The following is a 15,220-nucleotide window of genomic DNA, read 5'->3' on the forward strand; positions in this document are numbered from 1 at the left end:
GCCCTTACTCGGCGTCGATCTGGTTCTGTGGCGCGGCTTTCTGGAAAGCGGGTAGGGCCATGCAGGCGGCGTTGATGCGCGCGATTGTCGGGTAGGGCGTCATGTCGACGCCAAAGCGGGCGTTGCTGGTGACTTGCGCGGCAAGGCAGATGTCGGCCAGCCCCGCCGCCTCGCCATGACAGAATGCGCCGGTTTCAGGCGACGCGGTGAGCAATTTTTCGAGCGGTCCAAATCCTTCATTGACCCAATGCCGGAACCAGTTGGCGACATCCTGGTCGCCGGCGCCGAACAGGGTGCGCAGCGAAGTCAGCACGCGCAGATTGTTCACCGGGTGGATGTCGCAGGCGATCATCTGCGCCAGCATTCTCACTCGTGCCCGGCTCGGCGGATCCTTCGGCAATAGCGGGGGTTCAGGTATGGTCTCGTCGAGAAACTCGATGATCGCCAGCGATTGCGTCAGGAGCATGCCGTCGCTCCAGATCAGTGCTGGCACCAGCCCCTGCGGATTGACCGCGAGATAGGCCGCCTCCAGATGCTCGCCATGGCGCAGGTGATGCGGGATGTAGTCATAGCCGACCCCTTTCATCTCCAGGGCAATCCGCACCCGGTGCGAGGTGGAGGAGCGGAAGTAGTTGTGCAGGACAATGTCGCTCATGCGTCACTTCCGCTGGCCGATGGTCAGTTCGATCGTGCCGATGCCGTCGACACCGCCTGATATCGTTTCACCCGGCTTGATCGCGCCGACACCGGCGGGCGTGCCGGTGAAGATCAGGTCGCCAGCCTGCAATTCCACGCCTTCGCTGCAGATCGAGACGATGTCCGATACCGGCCAGATCAGTTCGGCGAGGTCGGCATCCTGTTTCACCGCGCCGTCGACGGCGAGCCAGATGCGTCCCTTGGCCGGGTGCCCGGATTTCCGTGCGGCGACCAGCGGGCCGCAGGGCGCGGAACGGTCGAAGGCCTTCGACCAGTCCCAGGGCCGCGCCGCCTTCTTGGCGGCATCCTGGAGATCTCGGCGGGTGAGATCGATGCCGACGCCATAGCCCCAGACATGGTCCAGCGCTTTGTCGCGGGAAATGCGAAAGCCTGAGGTGCCGATCGCCACCACCAGTTCGATCTCGAAGTGGAGGTTTTCCGTCAGCGGCGGGTAAGGGATATCAGTACCGGAATCGACCACCGCGTCGGCCGGCTTGGTGAAGAAGAAAGGCGGATCGCGATCGTCATTGCCGAACTCGCGCGCATGTGCCGCATAGTTGCGGCCGACGCAGAAAATGCGCCGCACGGCAAAGCGTTCGCCGGAACCCGCAATGGCGACGGAAGGCGTTGGCGGGGCGGGAAGGACAAAGGCGGTCATGGCGGTCTCTGCGTTTGGCGGGGAGTCGGCGGCACATTCGGCCGATTTCCAGGGGCGGGCAAGGCGTCGCTTTTGATAAAGCATGGGCTTCGCCTAGGCTGTATAAGGAATTCAGGCTTCCGATCATTTTTTTGCAGCGATGAAACCTGTTAGACGGCGATAGACTATTTGCCAATAATCCGGCCATGGTCAGGAGACTATGGTGTGCCCGGTAAACCGGAACGAGCCCTATGACAGCCCCTACCGATCGCGTCCGGTTCCTTATCATCGACGATCATCCGCTGTTTCGCGAGGCGCTGCACAGCGCCGTTCAAATGGCTTATCCCGAGGTCGACACAGTCGAAGCGCGCTCGATCGCCGAGGCGCTGGACTTGCTGGCCGACGCAAAGCCTTTCGACCTTGCGCTTCTGGACCTCAGCATGCCCGACGTGCACGGCTTCGAGGGGTTGTTGCAGCTCAGGACCCGCTATCCGCGCCTGCCAGTGGTGATCGTGTCGGGTTATGAGGAGCCTCGCATCATTTCCGAGGCCTTGTCCTACGGCGCTGCCGGCTTCATTCCGAAATCGGCGCGCAAGAGCGATCTCGCCGCCGCCATTCGCTCGGTGATGGACGGCGCGATCTATGTGCCTGAAACCTATGAGGGCCTGCCGCCGGGCGCGGACAGCACCGATCGCGCCGATATGGTGCAGCGGCTTTCCAAGCTGACGCCGCAGCAATTGCGCGTGCTGCAGATGCTGCGCCAGGGCCTGCTCAACAAGCAGATCGCCTACGAGCTGCAGGTCGGCGAGACCACGGTGAAGGCGCATGTGTCGGAGATCCTGCGCAAGCTCAATGTGTATAGCCGCACGCAGGCGGTGATCGAGGTGTCGAAGCTGGACAGCGCCGAGCTGTTCCGGGATCAGGTAGGGTTTTGAACCAACCCTCCCGCTATGCCAGCAGATGCGCCAGCAGTGCCCTTAGCTGCGCCGGCTTCACCGGCTTGCGCATCAGTTCGATGCCGCCGGCCCGTGCTGCCTTGGCCACGGCTTCGGAGCTGTCGGCGGTGACGATCAGCGCCGGCACGGCGCGGCCGAGATAGTCGCGGACCTCCGATATGGTGGCGGTGCCGAGATCGCCGCCGTCGAGATGCTGGTCGGCAATGACGATGTCGGGCAGCCAGTCGGTGTCGCCAAGCATGTCCAGCGCATCGGCGGTGGAGGTCGCCGCGCGTACCAGGCACTGCCAGCGTTCGAGCAGGAAGGTCATGGCTTCCAGCACTTCGGCGTCGTTTTCGACCAGCAGCACCTTGGTGCCGAACAGGCCGTAGCCGCGCGGCCGCTCCATGCTGGCGGCGCTGGCGATGGCGTCGGCCGGCGCGCCGAGGCCGACGGGGACATCGATGTGGAAGATGGTACCGCGGCCGACCCTGGATGAAAACGTGACGGGATGGCCGAGCGCGCCGGCCATGCGGCGCACGATGGCGAGCCCCAGCCCAAGACCGCCGCCGTCGAGTTCGGCGGTAGCCGGCAAGGTGCCGCGATGGAACTCCTCGAACACCGCTTCGCGCTGATCCTCGGGGATGCCGCAGCCCGTGTCGGCGACATCGATGCGGATGGTGTCGCCGCGATGGCGTGTGCCGACAAGGACGCCGCCCGAGCGCGTATAGCCCAGCGCGTTGGAAAGGATGTTCTGCAGGATGCGGCGCAGCAGCGTCCTGTCCGAGCGGACCACGGCATTGACCGGCCGGAATTTCAGCGACAGCGCCTTCAATTCCGCCACAGGCTGGAAATCCGAGCGCAGCGACGAGAACAGCGCCTCCAGGCTGACGTCGCCAATGTCGGGCTGAACCACGCCGGCGTCGAGCTTGGAGATGTCGAGCAAGGTGCGCAGCAGGTCTTCCATCGTTTCCAGCGAGCGCTCGACCTGCCGCACGAGCTTCTTTCCCTCTTCGCTGGTCTGCACCTCGGCAAGGGCTGAGACGGAGAGATGGGCGGCGTTCAGCGGCTGCAGCACGTCGTGGCTGGCCGCGGCCAGAAACCGTGTCTTGGACAGGTTCGCCTGTTCGGCGTTTTCCTTGGCGGCGCTGAGATCGATGTTCGACTGCTCCAGCCGCCGCAACGTCGAATGCAGTTCCTCGGTGCGCGTACGCACCCGGCTTTCCAACGAGATCGCCGTCTGGAACAGCGAAAAGGCATTGCCTTGCTGGTCCATCGAGCGCTCGACGCGGCTGACCAGGGCGGCGTTGATCTTCTTCAGCCTGTCGAGATCGTTTATGTTCCTGAGCGGCATGCTGTTGCGCCGCCCTATTCAGCCGCCTGGCGGTCGCCGAAAGCGATGCCGGTGAAAGTCTGGTTGAGGTGCATCGACCGGTATTGTTCGCCATAGGTGCCGAAGCCGATGACATTGTTGACCCGGTAGAGTTCCGAAATGTCACGAAAGACCTGGCGGTTGCGCGCATCCAGCCGGCGCAGCACGCAGTCGAAGCCAAGGATCATATCGATGCCGCCCAGCCTTTCCTCGACCTCGCGCAATGCCGCTCGTGTCGCGTCCACCATGTCCTTGGGCTGGGCGATCGACAGCACGACACCGTCATCGATGGCGCAGAAGAACGACAGCGAGCCATCCGCGTGCATCTTCTGGATCGAGCGGCAGTAATATTCTCCGCCCACCTTCACCACCACTGGATGCGAGGCGAAGCTCAACGGTGTCAAGGTCTGTGGGAGGATCCCGACCGAAGCGGCATATTCCTCCGCCGCATTGGTGGCGTTGAATTCCCGCACGACGCGGTGATCCGGGTCGGACGCGGTCACCACCAGCTTTTCGTCGGTGGGAACGAAATTGTCGGTCTTGAAGACGTGGAACGGAATTTCCGTGGCGACCAGCACGATGATGGCGCTGTCGGAGGTGACCCTGCCGTTCGAGATCAGACGCGTCGTCTCGAATTTCAAATCGTCGCCAGCCGAGCCGCCGAGGAGCGGTATGTCGTCGAGACCCCAGTGGATGGCCGAACTCACCGCTTCCTCGGCATAGGACAGCCCGTCGATGAAGCAGAGCGCGAAGGTGTTGCTGGTCTGCTCGCCGCCGAGCCGGGCGCGCAGCGTGCGCCGCAGGGCCTCGACCTCTTCGGTGATCCTGTCCATGCCCGATGTCGACAGATTGTCGATCATCGTGCTGACCGCCGTGAAGGACGCCGAGGGCAGCAGCATCGCCAGCATATGGCCTTCCTCGAGCCCCTGCGGCGTGATCTCGCCGGCGGTGGAACAGCCAGCATGGTGGAGACACGGCGCGTGGGCCGAGAGTGCCCGTGACAGGGCGCCGGCCTCGATCAGGCTCTGGGAAAAGAACACGAGGGCAAAGCCGGCATTGATGGCGGCGGCCTCGGCGGCTACCGCTCGTGCGAAGACATCCGGGTCGGGCTGGTCCGTGGTCAGCGCCGACAAGCCGCATGCGTAGCGCGTCCGTGAACTTGTCAGCGGCGGTCCTCCCGCATTTCCTCCGACGCCTTCTTGTGCGCGGCTTTTCAAGTGCTCCTGGCGCGCGGGCGACGAGGGCATTGTTGCCGCCAGAAGGCGTTTTGGCAATGGGGCCGGAGGAATGCACTTTGGTGCCCTGGCCATGACCGAAAGTACAATGATCCGCCTTTTCCGTCGTGCTGTTTTTTGTGCGTTGTGCGGTGTACGACTAGCACGTGGCCGAAGTGCCAGCGGCGCGTCGGCAGCGTGATGACCAAGGTTGACACCCAGGGAGGGGCTATGTCGGACGTTTCGTTGATGGTGAACGGGAAGCGGGTCGGCGGTGCCGTCGAGGATCGAACGCTGCTCGTCCATTTCCTGCGGGAGAACCTCGGCCTGACCGGCACTCATGTCGGTTGCGACACCTCGCAATGCGGCGCCTGCGTCGTGCATGTCGATGGCAAGGCGGTGAAGTCCTGCACCATGCTCGCGGTCCAGGCCTCGGGGTCGAGCGTGATTACCATCGAAGGCCTGGCCAGTGGCGCCGACTTGCATCCCGTCCAGGTAGCCTTCAAGGAACATCATGGTCTGCAATGCGGCTTTTGCACGCCGGGCATGATCATGGCCGCGACCGACATGATCAACCGCCACCCCGAAGGCCTCGACGAGGCCACGGTGCGGGCAGAACTCGAAGGCAATATCTGCCGCTGCACAGGTTACCACAACATCGTGAAAGCCATCCTCGCCGCATCGACGACGATGTCGAAGGGGGCCAAGGGCAAGGCGAAGCAAGCGGCATGAGGGAAAGAGGAGTGGAGTAGTCGGTAGTCAGTAACCGGTCTGAACCGGCGGCTGTCCTCACTACTACTTCCTATTCACACTTCCTATTCACTTTTCGGGAGGAATCTCTGCATGGGTATCGAAGGTGTCGGCGCTCGGGTCGCGCGCAAGGAAGACAAAAGGTTCATCACCGGCGCCGGCCGCTATGTCGACGACATGGTGGTGCCCGGCATGAAGCATGCGGCCTTCGTGCGCAGCCCGCACGCCCATGCGCAGATCAAGAAGATCGACGTGAAAGCGGCTCAAGGCATGCCGGGCGTCATCGGCGTCTTGACCGGCAAGGAACTCAAGGCCGACGGCATCGGCAACCTCATCTGCGGCTGGATGATCCATTCCAAGGACGGCACGCCCATGAAGATGGGCGCATGGTCGCCGCTGGCAGTCGACAAGGTCCGTTATGTCGGCGATGCGGTCGTGGTGGTGGTGGCGGAAACCAAGGGCCAGGCACGCGATGCGGCCGAGGCGGTCGAGATCACCTACAAGGAATTGAAGGCGGTCGTCGATGCGACAAAGGCACTCGAAAAGGGCGCCCCGCAGGTCCATGCCGAAGCCGAGAACAACCTGATCTTCGACTGGGAGATCGGCGATGCCAAAGCCACGGACGCCGCGATCAAGGCGGCTGCGCATGTTACGCGCATGAAGATCGTCAACAACCGGCTGGTGCCGAACGCCATGGAGCCGCGCGCCGCACTTGGCCATTACGACAAGGCCGAGGATCATTATACCTGCTGGACGACATCGCAAAACCCGCATGTCGCGCGGCTGGTGATGAGCGCCTTCTACAATGTCGCGCCCGAAAACAAGCTGCGCGTGATCGCGCCGGATGTCGGCGGCGGCTTTGGTTCCAAGATCTATATCTACCCGGAAGAGATCGTCTGCCTGTGGGCCTCGAAGAAGACCGGAGTGCCGGTCAAATGGGTCGCCGATCGCACCGAGAGCTTCCTCACCGACGCGCATGGCCGCGACCACGTCTCGACGGTGGAAATGGCATTCGACAAGAACAACAGGATTACCGGCTTCAAGGTCGATACGATCGCCAATCTCGGCGCCTACATGTCGCTGTTCTCTTCCTGCGTGCCAACCTATCTCTACGCAACGCTGCTGTCGGGCCAATATGACATCCCGGCCATCCACGCCAATGTGCGCACTGTCTATACCAACACGGCACCCGTCGATGCCTATCGCGGGGCAGGGCGGCCGGAAGCCACTTATCTTCTGGAACGCACCATGGAAGCGGCGGCACGCGAGCTCGGCGTCTCGCCGGCAGACCTTAGGCGCAAGAATTTCATTACCACGTTTCCGCACCAGACACCGGTGATCATGAACTATGACGCCGGGGACTATGGCGCTTCGCTCGATGCGGCGATGAAGACCGCCGACTATACCGGCTTTGCCATGCGCAAGGCGGATTCGGTCAGGAATGGCAAGCTGCGCGGCATCGGCATGAGCTGCTACATCGAGGCCTGCGGCATCGCGCCGTCGGCGGCGGTCGGCTCGCTCGGCGCCGGCGTCGGCCTGTGGGAATCCGCTGAGGTAAGGGTGAACGCCGTCGGCACCATCGAGGTGCTGACCGGCTCGCACAGCCATGGCCAAGGGCACGAGACGACGTTCGCGCAACTGGTCAACCAGCGTTTCGGGGTGCCAATCGATTCGGTGTCGATCGTCCACGGTGACACCGACAAGGTGCAGATGGGCATGGGCACCTACGGCTCGCGCTCGGGCGCGGTCGGCATGTCGGCGATCGCCAAGGCGCTCGACAAGGTCGAGGCCAAGGCCAAGAAGATCGCCGCCCACCTGCTCGAAGCCGACGAGGGCGACATCGTCATCGAGAACGGCGAGGTCAAGGTCGCCGGCACCGACAAGAGCCTGCCGTGGTTCCAGGTGGCTTTGGCCGCCTATACCGCGCACAATTTGCCGGCCGGCATGGAGCCAGGCCTGAAGGAAACGGCGTTCTACGATCCGGCGAACTTCACCTTCCCGGCGGGCTGCTATATCTGCGAGGTCGAGATCGATCCGGAAACCGGAACGACCGAGATCGTGCAGTTCGTGGCTGCGGACGATTTCGGCAACATCATCAATCCGATGATCGTCGAAGGCCAGGTGCATGGCGGCATCGCCCAGGGCATCGGCCAGGCGCTGCTGGAAGGCGCTCACTACGACGCCAGCGGGCAACTGCTGACGGCAAGCTACATGGACTACACCATGCCACGTGCCGGCGACCTGCCGTCGTTCAAGGTCTCGACGTCGAACACGCCATGTCCGAGCAACCCGCTCGGGATCAAGGGCTGCGGCGAGGCCGGTGCCATCGGCTCGCCGCCGGCAGTGATCAATGCCATCACCGACGCCATCGGCATCGTCGATATCGCCATGCCGGCCACACCGTCCACCGTGTGGGCCGCGATCCGCGCGGCGAAATGAGTGACTAGGGAAGTAGTGAGTTGCGGATAGGGCAGCGTGCCACCTCCGGCGGCGGCCATTCCCTGCTCCCTACTGACTACTCACTGCTGACTAACCACTTAGGGGGAGGATCCCATGTACGCAGTCAACTATCACCGTGCCGCCTCGGTCACTGAAGCCGCCAAGCTCGTGAAGAGCGGCGACGCCAAGCTGCTTTCTGGCGGCATGACCTTGATCCCCGCCATGAAGACGCGGCTGGCGGCGCCTTCCGATCTGGTCGACCTGTCCCGCATCAAGGAACTGCAGGGGGTCAAGGTGTCGGGCAAGACGGTCACGATCGGCGCTGCCACCACTCATTTCGACGTCGCCAATGACGAGAAGCTGCGCAAGGCCTGCCCGGCACTTGCCCATCTGGCGTCGCTGATCGGCGATCCGGCGGTACGCCACAAGGGCACGATCGGCGGTTCGATCGCCAATAACGATCCGGCGGCGGACTATCCGGCCGCACTTCTGGCGCTCGGCGCCACCATCATCACCAACAAGCGCGAGATGTCAGCCGACAAGTTCTTCAAGGGGCTGTTCGAAACCTCCTTGAAGGACGGCGAGATCGTCACGGCGGTCTCCTTTACGGCACCGGCGAAGGCTGCGTACGAAAAATTCCGCAATCCGGCCTCGCGCTACGCGATCGTCGGCGTGTTCGTGGCCAAGGGCAAGGACGGCGTCAGTGTTGCCGTCACCGGCGCCGGCGACGACGGCGTCTTCCGCTCGAAGGAGATCGAGGCAGCACTTGCCAAGAGCTTCGATGTCGCTTCGCTCAATGGTGTGAAAGTTCCGGCGAAGAACCTGATGAGCGACATTCACGCTTCATCAGACTACCGTGCCAATCTGATCACAGTCATGGCCAAGCGCGCGGTGGCGGCAGCCAACGCCTGACGCAAGATCGATTACGGACGGGGGAACGGGCTGTCACGGCCCGTTTTCATTCCCGGCGACCGTAGGCCTAGTTCCCGTCGGCCACGTCCCCATCCTTGCTTGAAGCAATTCCGGCCCATGCTGCGGGGGACATGCATCGGCGGCAATCTCGCACTTGCACAAACTTATATTGCGCTGCAGTATAGATCAGGGCGGGAATGCGAGCCGGGTTCGGGAATAGCCGTGCCTTTCGCATTACAATGCGAAGGGATCGGCATGTCCGAAATTTCCGCGACTCATCTGGCTCCGCCCCGAGCGATCGTCGAGCGACCGGCCAGGACAAGACTGGCCTATCTCGATGGCTGGCGCGGTCTGTCGATCGCGCTCGTGCTGATCGGGCATTTTTTTCCCGTTCCCGGGATCAATCTGGGCGTGCTGGGCGTCGAATTCTTCTTCGTGCTGAGCGGCCGGCTGATGGCCGAAATCCTGTTCATCGAACGCTATCCGCTGAAGAAATTTTTCAAACGCCGGTTCTCGCGCATCTATCCGGCGCTTCTGGTCTTTGTCGTCGTCGCCATGATCGCGCTCTCAGGCACGTTCATCGCCTTCAAATGGAAGGCGGCCCTGACGGCGCTGACCTTCACCTACAACTATGCCGGAATTCTCCTGAATCGGGCCGGCGCGCTCGACCACATCTGGTCGCTCTGCATCGAAGAACATGCCTATATCATCCTGGCGGCGATCAGCGCGGTCGTTGCCAGCCGCAGCCGTGTCATCCCGCTGCTGCTGGTCCTGGCTCTGGTGGCCATGGTCAATGGCGCGGTTTCCTACTGGTTCCTGCACCTGGATTATGAAGCCACGTACTGGCGCACCGACGTGCACATCGCCTCGATCCTGCTGTCGGCCGCGATCTGCCTGCTCAAAGCGGACGGCAAGCTGCCGACCTTGCTGAAGGGGCCTTATGTCGCCGTTGCGGCGGCCGTCGGCGCGGTTTGCCTGTTCATGGACTCGGTGCCGACACCGATCCACTACCTGGCCGCGGTGCCATTGCTGGCGATCGCCGTCAACGCGCTGGATTTCAGCACGCGGTTCTTGTCCGGATGGCTGTCGTCCCTGCCGATGACGACGCTGGGTCTATGGTCATATTCCCTCTATCTGTGGCAGCAGCCCTTCTACAAATTCGTCTACGAGCAGGGCAGCAATCCATGGCCGATGCTGGCCGGGGTTTTTGCCTGCGCGCTCTGCAGCTACTACCTCATCGAGCGCCCAGCACGCGAATGGCTCAACCGCAATTGGTGAGCCGCCCGATTGTTTTGATAGTCGCCAGACGATAGCCGCACGACGGCGAGGTCCTTTTCGCCAAATAGCGCTTAGCTGTCTCCGGGTTGGGGCAACGTCCATGTGAGTCGGTGGGTGCCACCCGATCAGGTGGCGATCTGCCTGACGTAATAGCGCACCGCTTTCTTGCCGCCGTGGATCACCGCGTCGCCGACTTTGGCGAAGCCGAGTGCGGCGTGGAAGGCATCCGAGGCGGGGTTGGGCGGGTCGGTGTTGACCTCGCAGGTGACCAGCGCGTGACCGGCGCTCCGCGCATGGTCGAACAGGTCCCGATAGAGCCGGCGAGCATGGCCGCGGCCTCTTGCGTGCGCCGCCACGACGACGCGGTCGACATAGATGAAGCTGATGTAGCGCTCGCGAAACCAGACGAAGTTCGGGCTGTCGTAGTTCGCATCCTGGTCGAAGGTCATGATGAAGGCTTCGAGATCGCCGATGCGGCGCGCGTAAAAGGCCTCGGCGAGCAGGAACGACAGCCGTTCGGCTTCAAGCCACGACAATTCGGCGGCGTGCTCGTTGTTGAGCGCCAGTATTGCCGCTTCGTCGGCCTGCGCAATGCGGTCTATGGGCGAGGTCATGCCTTGGCCGCCGCGATTGTCGCCGCCACCAGCGCTGTATCGGTCAGCGTGTTGCGATATTCGCGGTCGAGATCGGAGCCGCCCATGCCGACCTTCGGATTGCGGTAGCGCATGGCGCTCGACACGTCCTTGAGGGCGGCGAAGTGCATTTCGGCCAGGCCAGTCCTTGCGCGCACCTCGGCGATATTGCCGAGATCGAGCCCGCCGCAACCGAGGATGATGATGCGCTCGCCGGCCAGCCGGACCAGCTCTTGCAGCAATGCCAGGCCTTCGATCGCCGTGTCGCGCTGGCCGCTGGTCAGCACGCGGCCAACCCTGCAGCGGATCAGCGCTTCCAGGGCTTCGGCCGGATCGCGAGTCATATCGAAGGCGCGGTGGCAGGTGACGTTCAAGGGGCCCGCCGCCTCTGTCAATTCGCGCATGCGCTGCTCGTCGATGGCGCCGTCGGCGTTCAGGCAGCCGAACACCACGCCGGGCACGCCGAGTTCGCGAAGCGCGGCGACGTCGGCAAGCATCGAGCGGTATTCGGTCTCGCTGTAGAGAAAATCCCCGCCGCGCGGCCGCACCATGACATGAAAGGGCACGGTCGCCTGGTCGAGAGCGGCGCGCACGGTGCCGAGGCTCGGCGTGGTGCCGCCTTCGACAAGGCTGGCGCAGAGTTCGATCCGGTCGGCGCCGGCGGCCTGCGCGGCGAGCAGGCCATCAATGCCTTCGACACAGATTTCTATAAGCGGCGGGCGAATTTTTGGGGTCAAGGGGCGATCCAATCCATGGTGTTGCGCAAGCCCTAGCACCCGGGCGCCTGGCGCGGAAGCGTGAACGCTACGCCGCCACTTGGACCAGACGGCAGATTCCATTCTTGACAGTCACATAACTGCAGGGTTATGGGTTATACATAGCTGATGGGTTATGATTTTGCGCGTGGCACCACGACAGCAACGAGAGGAGCAAGGCAAGACGGAAACCAAATCGATCGTCGTCGAAAGGCTGATTCCATATTCGGCGGAAAAGATATGGCGAGCACTGACCGTGCCGGCACTCGTCGGCGAATGGCTCATGCAGAATGATTTCGCTGCCCAAGAGGGGCATCGCTTCACATTCCGTGCGACACCAGTTCCCGGGTGGTCCGGGGTGACGAACTGCATGGTGCTGAAAGTCGAGGCGCCGCGGCTGCTGGCTTATAGCTGGGGCGATGGGACGGAATCGGACAGCGGGTTGAAAACCGTGGTGACGTGGTTACTGACACCCGAGGGGATGGCGACCCGGGTGCGAATGGAGCAGTCGGGATTTCGGCCCGCCGACGAGCGTGGCTATATCGGCATGGGAAGCGGCTGGCCGCGCATTCTCGAACGGCTCGAACAGGTTACCTCAAAACAGACCTGACACCCGGCAGGCAGCTAACAGTTCCATCAAGTCGAAACCCTGGATGCGAGGCGTCCGGGCCGGGAAAGCACGCCCGGAGAACAGTTCAAAAGGAGAAGACACATGCAAGCGAGAATCAAGAGCCCGGTGATGCTCATCCCAGGCGCCCTGCAGGCGTTTCTGGCACTGGACAAGTCGACCGAGGCAGCGGACCTGCCCTATGTGACACGCAAGCTCGTGCATCTGCGCGCCAGTCAGATCAACAGCTGCAGCGTCTGCGTCGACATGCACGCGCGCGAGCTCAAGAAAGCCGGCGAGAAGGAAGAGCGCATCTTTGCCCTCGCTGCCTGGAGGGAAACGCCTTATTCCACCGACGCCGAACGCGCGGCATTGGCGCTGGCAGAAGCCGGCACAAGGCTCGCCGACCGACCGGACGCGGTGCCGGACGATATCTGGGAGGAGGCGGCCCGGCATTATGACGAGAAGGCCCTTGCCGCACTGGTCATCCAGATCGCCCTGATCAACGCCTTCAATAGGCTGAACGCGACGACCCGGCAGCCGGTTGGCGCCTGGGGCTGAGCGCCGGGTTCGCATGGGGGGCTGGGTCCACGAGGCGAGGGGGCGGGCGGCGCATTGCCTTCCCGCCCCGCCGGAAGCACCTATGTAACCTGGTGGCTACTGTCGCAATTCGGTATTCTTGGCGCCTTCCTCGACCTGATCGATCACCAGGAGCTTGACCGGCCCGTCGCCAATGTTGGTGGCCTGGTGCCACTGCCCGATCATTTCGATGATGAAATCGCCAGTCTTGTAGGTGTTGCTGTTGCCGGTTTCGACGTTGGTGACCTTCAGCGTTCCAGCCTGGACATAGGCGTAGCGCGGGAAAGGATGGCGATGGACCGGCAAGGTCGCGCCGGGCGCGATGTCATAGGTCGAGACCAGCACCTGCACGTTCTTCCGCGGCAGCGTGATCGGCTGCCCGGATGCAGTGGTGGTGCGTGATGCGAGTGGCGTCACGACGACCGGGGTTCCGCTGCTGTCCAGCGCATGAGCGCCGGTGGCGAACGATGCTGCCGTGAGCAGCAATGCTGATGCCAGGATTTTCCGCATGATGTCCTCCCTTGACCGACGCATCTATCGCGCGGCGGCGGCAGCGTGCAAGGCCGCTCGTGACCAGAGGCCGAACCTGGCGCGCATTTGCACGGGCAGTTGATCCAGCACCCGGGCCATATTCCTCACCCGCTTCCAACCGGAAGACTGTCCTGCAAGGTCTGATGCATGCCCGGTCAGGAATGGCCGTAGTGCCGCTTCAAAAAAATTTCGGGCGACCTCTTGAATAAAAAAATCGTGATTCCCAGATCGTTTTCCGTCGAGGCTTCGGCTCGACATACCGCGTCGCGGCGACGCTGCGGCGACCCGTAAACCATGTTGCTTCACGGAGGATATGGCTATGAGAAGCTTTGATTATTCGCCTCTTTACCGCACCACGGTCGGCTTCGACCGGCTCTTCGACATGCTCGAAAACAGTGTGCGCTCCGACTGGCCGCCCTACAACATCGAGAAGAATGGCGACAACGACTATCGTATCACGATGGCCGTCGCCGGCTTCGGTCTCGACGAAGTGGAACTTGTGCAGAACGGCCCCGAATTGTCGGTCATCGGACAGAGAAAGCCCGATCAGCAACATCGGGAAATCCTCCACCGGGGCCTGGCGATAGGCAACTTCAAGCAGGTGTTCAAACTTGCAGACCACGTCAAGGTCAAGGCGGCCAATATTCATAATGGCCTGCTGTCGGTGGACCTGGTCCGCGAAGTGCCCGAGGAACTCAAGCCCCGGCGCATCGAGATCGGTTCCAACGCCGCAGCGGTTCCGCTTCAGGATGGCGGCAACAAGCAGTCCATAGATGTGGATGCCGAGCCGCAACGCAAGGTGGCCTGATACAAGAAACCTCAGTCTGTGGTCCGCCTCCCGGCTCGGCCGGGAGGCACAGATCGCGGAGAACGGAGATGAGATCCCAAGCTTACAGTTTTCATGAATCCAAACCGACGGATTACGCAGCGGAATTCGCTGCGCTGCGTACGCCCGAGGACGTCCTGAACGAGAACATGACGATCGGCGAGAAGAGGGCTCTGCTCGCCTTCTGGGCCTCGGACGCCCATGCGGTTCCTGACAATCCAACCCTGCGTCAATTGGACAACGGTGCGATAGCGCAGGTCAGCGAGATTCTTCGTGCGCTCCACACCCTGGACGAGATTGCGCGCAAGCCGACGGCCAGGGCACCGTTTGATCGCAGTCCGTCCTCAGACCAGCGTCGCAACAAAACCAGGCGCAACTGGCTGCGGTACCCCTGGCGAGATGACGACGACGATGATCCGCCGCCGGTTCCGGCATATGCCGGTGTCCCACCCAGGTGTGGGGATGGCGGCATGTTCGCGGAGCCTGAGCATGCCGTCGCGTAAAAAGCTGAAGCAGACCAACCCGCTCGACCGAATGGAGGACTATATGAGCGACAGGACGTTCGATCGACCAGTGCTGGTCAAGGATGGCCAGTTCATCCAAGAAATAGGAAGCCTTGAGGATGCGTTCGATTTCCTGGATGAGTGGCCGCGGGAGCGTCGAGGCCCGATTTTCGAAACGGCGTTCCGGGCTTGCCAGCGTGCTTACGATGGCCAGATACCACTGTCGGTCGCGCGCGATGCCGTCGCTGGGTTCGCGAGATCCGTCAAGATGCTGCAGGAGCCGCTTGCTCCGCTGCCCTGGATGAGCGGCACCAAATCTGGCCGCGGTGGGGTGGCCGCCTAGCTGCGACAACGGCAGCGGCACTGCCTAGAGGTGTCGCTGCCCGCAGTCCCATACGGGTTAGCAGGACGGGTCACAGCCACGGCAAACCCCACTATGTCGCGTGGTGCCGACGATGGCAGGCAGAGAGGTCTTTTGTGCCCTTCCCGAGAGATGGGTGACAGTTCATTCCGGATAGATGGGTTACACTTTCGGCCCTTTGCAAGGAGAGCAA

At 62.7% G+C, this 15,220-nt stretch carries 17 protein-coding genes; 10 read left to right on the plus strand and 7 right to left on the minus strand.

Annotated elements, in window-relative coordinates; all coding sequences use genetic code 11:
* Positions 1-4: 4 nt before the first annotated feature.
* Together maiA and FJW04_RS14745 are read right to left on the minus strand one after the other, a co-directional pair.
* A complete protein-coding gene (maiA, locus tag FJW04_RS14740) occupies positions 5-655 on the minus strand; it encodes a maleylacetoacetate isomerase (protein ID WP_140714912.1) in 651 nt (216 codons plus the stop codon).
* Between the two features lie 3 nt (positions 656-658).
* On the minus strand, positions 659-1,354 hold the full coding sequence (locus tag FJW04_RS14745; RefSeq protein ID WP_140661096.1) for a fumarylacetoacetate hydrolase family protein: 696 nt from the start codon (positions 1,352-1,354) through the stop codon (positions 659-661).
* A gap of 230 nt (positions 1,355-1,584) precedes the next feature.
* Here FJW04_RS14745 and FJW04_RS14750 point away from each other — a divergent pair, with 230 nt between their 5' ends.
* Positions 1,585-2,268, plus strand: a complete 684-nt coding sequence (locus FJW04_RS14750) for a response regulator transcription factor (protein WP_015317499.1) — start codon at positions 1,585-1,587, stop codon at positions 2,266-2,268.
* A 13-nt stretch (positions 2,269-2,281) separates the two neighbouring features.
* Here the strand turns inward: FJW04_RS14750 and FJW04_RS14755 are convergent, their stop codons facing one another.
* Both FJW04_RS14755 and FJW04_RS14760 read right to left on the minus strand, forming a co-directional pair.
* Positions 2,282-3,622, minus strand: coding sequence for a hybrid sensor histidine kinase/response regulator (locus FJW04_RS14755; protein WP_140714914.1), 1,341 nt, complete (start codon positions 3,620-3,622; stop codon positions 2,282-2,284).
* Positions 3,623-3,636: 14 nt separating this feature from the next.
* Positions 3,637-4,773 carry an FIST signal transduction protein gene (locus FJW04_RS14760; RefSeq protein ID WP_140616037.1) on the minus strand — a complete coding sequence of 379 codons (1,137 nt, stop codon included), beginning with the start codon at positions 4,771-4,773 and terminating at the stop codon, positions 3,637-3,639.
* A 312-nt stretch (positions 4,774-5,085) separates the two neighbouring features.
* On the opposite strand from FJW04_RS14760, the gene FJW04_RS14765 reads away from it, so the two are divergent.
* From FJW04_RS14765 to FJW04_RS14780, 4 genes are all read left to right on the plus strand, one after another.
* A complete protein-coding gene (locus tag FJW04_RS14765) occupies positions 5,086-5,586 on the plus strand; it encodes a (2Fe-2S)-binding protein (RefSeq protein WP_015317502.1) in 501 nt (166 codons plus the stop codon).
* 111 nt (positions 5,587-5,697) lie between these two features.
* Complete coding sequence (locus FJW04_RS14770) at positions 5,698-8,043, plus strand: xanthine dehydrogenase family protein molybdopterin-binding subunit (RefSeq protein ID WP_140714916.1); 2,346 nt, start codon at positions 5,698-5,700, stop codon at positions 8,041-8,043.
* A 114-nt stretch (positions 8,044-8,157) separates the two neighbouring features.
* A complete protein-coding gene (locus tag FJW04_RS14775; protein ID WP_140714918.1) occupies positions 8,158-8,955 on the plus strand; it encodes a xanthine dehydrogenase family protein subunit M in 798 nt (265 codons plus the stop codon).
* Between the two features lie 255 nt (positions 8,956-9,210).
* Complete coding sequence (locus tag FJW04_RS14780) at positions 9,211-10,233, plus strand: acyltransferase (protein ID WP_140714920.1); 1,023 nt, start codon at positions 9,211-9,213, stop codon at positions 10,231-10,233.
* A 125-nt stretch (positions 10,234-10,358) separates the two neighbouring features.
* Here the strand turns inward: FJW04_RS14780 and FJW04_RS14785 are convergent, their stop codons facing one another.
* Together FJW04_RS14785 and FJW04_RS14790 are read right to left on the minus strand one after the other, a co-directional pair.
* Positions 10,359-10,847, minus strand: coding sequence for a GNAT family N-acetyltransferase (locus tag FJW04_RS14785; RefSeq protein WP_140714922.1), 489 nt, complete (start codon positions 10,845-10,847; stop codon positions 10,359-10,361).
* Positions 10,844-11,602: a copper homeostasis protein CutC gene (locus tag FJW04_RS14790; protein WP_181172938.1), complete on the minus strand. Its 759-nt coding sequence runs from the start codon at positions 11,600-11,602 to the stop codon at positions 10,844-10,846. The genes FJW04_RS14785 and FJW04_RS14790 overlap by 4 nt, the downstream gene beginning before the upstream one ends.
* A gap of 154 nt (positions 11,603-11,756) precedes the next feature.
* Between FJW04_RS14790 and FJW04_RS14795 the strand changes: the two genes are divergently transcribed.
* Together FJW04_RS14795 and FJW04_RS14800 are read left to right on the plus strand one after the other, a co-directional pair.
* Complete coding sequence (locus FJW04_RS14795) at positions 11,757-12,230, plus strand: SRPBCC domain-containing protein (RefSeq protein WP_140714926.1); 474 nt, start codon at positions 11,757-11,759, stop codon at positions 12,228-12,230.
* 102 nt (positions 12,231-12,332) lie between these two features.
* Positions 12,333-12,788, plus strand: coding sequence for a carboxymuconolactone decarboxylase family protein (locus FJW04_RS14800; RefSeq protein ID WP_140714928.1), 456 nt, complete (start codon positions 12,333-12,335; stop codon positions 12,786-12,788).
* Between the two features lie 96 nt (positions 12,789-12,884).
* Here FJW04_RS14800 and FJW04_RS14805 read toward each other — a convergent pair whose 3' ends face one another.
* Positions 12,885-13,316, minus strand: a complete 432-nt coding sequence (locus FJW04_RS14805; RefSeq protein ID WP_140714930.1) for a cupin domain-containing protein — start codon at positions 13,314-13,316, stop codon at positions 12,885-12,887.
* Between the two features lie 340 nt (positions 13,317-13,656).
* Between FJW04_RS14805 and FJW04_RS14810 the strand changes: the two genes are divergently transcribed.
* The 3 genes from FJW04_RS14810 (at position 13,657) to FJW04_RS14820 (ending at position 15,009) form a co-directional block, all read left to right on the plus strand.
* Entirely contained in the window at positions 13,657-14,145 is a 489-nt protein-coding gene (locus FJW04_RS14810) for an Hsp20 family protein (RefSeq protein WP_140616045.1), read from the plus strand.
* A gap of 68 nt (positions 14,146-14,213) precedes the next feature.
* A complete protein-coding gene (locus FJW04_RS14815) occupies positions 14,214-14,666 on the plus strand; it encodes a hypothetical protein (protein ID WP_140714932.1) in 453 nt (150 codons plus the stop codon).
* A 43-nt stretch (positions 14,667-14,709) separates the two neighbouring features.
* Positions 14,710-15,009: a DUF982 domain-containing protein gene (locus FJW04_RS14820; protein WP_023791605.1), complete on the plus strand. Its 300-nt coding sequence runs from the start codon at positions 14,710-14,712 to the stop codon at positions 15,007-15,009.
* The last annotated feature ends 211 nt before the right edge of the window (positions 15,010-15,220 follow it).

The sequence above is a fragment of the Mesorhizobium sp. B2-7-3 genome (genome assembly GCF_006440715.1).
GTDB lineage: Bacteria > Pseudomonadota > Alphaproteobacteria > Rhizobiales > Rhizobiaceae > Mesorhizobium > Mesorhizobium australicum.